The organism is Parvibaculum sp., assembly GCF_035511255.1.
Lineage (GTDB): Bacteria > Pseudomonadota > Alphaproteobacteria > Parvibaculales > Parvibaculaceae > Parvibaculum.
Genome location: NZ_DATKFR010000441.1, coordinates 1 through 2,048, shown reverse-complemented (window position 1 = coordinate 2,048; position 2,048 = coordinate 1). Strand labels below are relative to the sequence as shown.

The following is a 2,048-nucleotide window of genomic DNA, read 5'->3' as shown; positions in this document are numbered from 1 at the left end:
CATCGCGGTCGCGACGATCCTGCTCTGGATCGGCATCTCGCTTCCGGCCTTCGGCGGCCTCGTCTGGCTCGCCGCCGTCACCTTCGGCGTCGGCGCGCTGGTGCTCTCGGCGCGGGTCGCCTGAACCGGACTCCGGTCTATTTGTTGTCGTCGCTTCGTTGCGCCGCGATGTGATATGAAGCGCGACCCTTCGCGTTTCCCGGTCCGTCATGGCCCTGACCGCCGCACAGCTATCCCAGCATCCGAAGTGCCACGACGAGATCAGGCGTCACGCGGCGGCGCTGCTGCAGGCGCATGAACAATTTCCGCGCCTCTCGTCCGTCTTTGCGAGCGAGCAGCGCGGCATGATGGCCAATATAGCCTTCGGTCTCTATTTCGACCCCGCTTCCGACCTGCCGCGCCGGGGCATCGTTCTCGCGCGTTTTCTCGATCTGGTGGAAGAGTACGGCGTCGCAAGCCGAAATACTGCGGACGTCTTCATCAAGGAAATGATCAAGTACGGCTACCTCCGCTCTTTTTCGGTGGAGGGAGACAGACGCAAGCGGCCGCTCGAGCCGACCGAGACCAGCATGGCGGGCTTCGTCACATGGGTCGTGGCGCATCTCGAGACGTTGGACGGTTTCGATGGCGGCGCGCGAACAGACATCGTCATGCGCGATCTGGATGTCCTTTCCAGGCTTCAGCCGCATATCGCGGTCGATCTGGTCGGCGATGGCGGGCAGGCGAAGTATTCCGAAACGCTGACGCTTTTCGCCTGGGTCAACAACAGCAAGCTGTTCAGCCTGCGTATTCTGGCGGGCATGGGCGACGTCGAGCCGGAGGCCAGGCGGGTCGCGACGGATATCGACTCCGTCGCCGAACTCGCGGCATGGATGAACGTTTCGCAGACCCACCTGGCGCGCAAATTGCGCGAGGCCGAAGACCTCGGAAGCATCGGCTGGAGCGGCAGGCGGGGCCAGTCGCCGATGTGGATTTCGACGGGATTTCTGAAAGAGCTGACCGACGAGCAGGCGTCCAGGCTCGCGATCTTCGACGCGGCCTTCGATGCCGTCTTTGCCGGCGCAGCTTGAATAAGCCGCTTCGACAGCGGCCGCTAGAATATGTCCGTGAATGTCTTCTTCAGCACCATGTCGACCTCTTCCATGCTCACCACATGGCCGAGATCGGCGAGGCTCGTCACGCCGTGCTGCGAGATGCCGCAAGGCACGATGCCCGAGAAATGATCGAGGTCCGGCTCGACGTTGATGCTGATGCCGTGGAACGTCACCCATTTGCGGATGCGGACGCCGATGGCGGCGATCTTGTCCTCGCGGCCGATGCCTTTATCGGGACGACGCACCCAGACGCCGACGCGGTCGTCGCGCACTTCGCCGGTAACGTTGAAGCAGGCGAGCGTTGCGATCAGCCAGCGTTCGAGGTCGTGGACATAGGCCCGCACGTCAGGTCCGCGCTTCTTCAGGTCGAGCATCACATAGGCCACGCGCTGTCCCGGCCCGTGATAGGTGTATTGCCCGCCGCGCCCCGTCTTGAAGACGGGAAAGCGGTCGGGCGTCAGCAGATCCTTTTCATCGGAACTCGTGCCCGCCGTGTAGAGGGCAGGGTGCTCAAGCAGCCAGACGAGTTCGGGCGCGTCGCCGGATGCGATGGCGGCGGCGCGCGCTTCCATCTCCGCGACGGCGATGTCGTAGGGCACAGGTGCGTCCGATATCCGCCATTCGACGGGCGAGGCGGAAAGAGGTGCGGCGAGGGCTTCGGCTTTAACCATGAGGTAACTCTAGCATGCGACTTTCATCGAGGTCGCGTGATGCCAATTGGGGGCGGGGATGAATTCCGTCAATAACGTCTTCGTCGAGATTTCGGTGGTGCTGGGCAAGACCTCCTTGCCGGTGCATCAGCTATTGAAGATGGGCCGTGGCGCCGTCATCGAACTCGATGCCCATCACGAGGACGAGGTTTGGCTGCTGGCCAACAACGTGCCGATCGCGCGCGGCGAGATCATCGTGCAGGGCGAGAAGATCGCCATCTCGATCACCTCGACCATCAAGAAC

3 protein-coding genes are annotated in these 2,048 nt (G+C 62.9%); 2 read left to right on the top strand and 1 reads right to left on the bottom strand.

Annotation, left to right across the window (positions count from 1 at the left end; genetic code table 11):
• Positions 1 to 209 precede the first annotated feature (209 nt).
• Entirely contained in the window at positions 210 to 1,070 is an 861-nt protein-coding gene (locus tag VMR03_RS16635; RefSeq protein WP_325407193.1) for a hypothetical protein, read from the top strand.
• 23 nt (positions 1,071 to 1,093) lie between these two features.
• Here the strand turns inward: VMR03_RS16635 and lipB are convergent, their stop codons facing one another.
• Positions 1,094 to 1,765 (bottom strand): lipoyl(octanoyl) transferase LipB, encoded by a 672-nt coding sequence (gene lipB / locus VMR03_RS16630; protein WP_325407191.1) that lies wholly within the window; start codon positions 1,763 to 1,765, stop codon positions 1,094 to 1,096.
• A gap of 58 nt (positions 1,766 to 1,823) precedes the next feature.
• Here lipB and VMR03_RS16625 point away from each other — a divergent pair.
• Positions 1,824 to 2,048, top strand: a 225-nt coding sequence (locus tag VMR03_RS16625) for a FliM/FliN family flagellar motor switch protein (RefSeq protein ID WP_325407189.1), incomplete at its 3' end; no start/stop codon positions are given.

What these genes read in the sequence shown, in the direction of transcription:
- lipB (WP_325407191.1), bottom strand. Translation starts at nt 1,765, where the DNA reads ATGGTTAAAGCCGAAGCCCTCGCCGCACCTCTTTCCGCCTCGCCCGTC.
- VMR03_RS16635 (WP_325407193.1), top strand. Translation starts at nt 210, where the DNA reads ATGGCCCTGACCGCCGCACAGCTATCCCAGCATCCGAAGTGCCACGAC.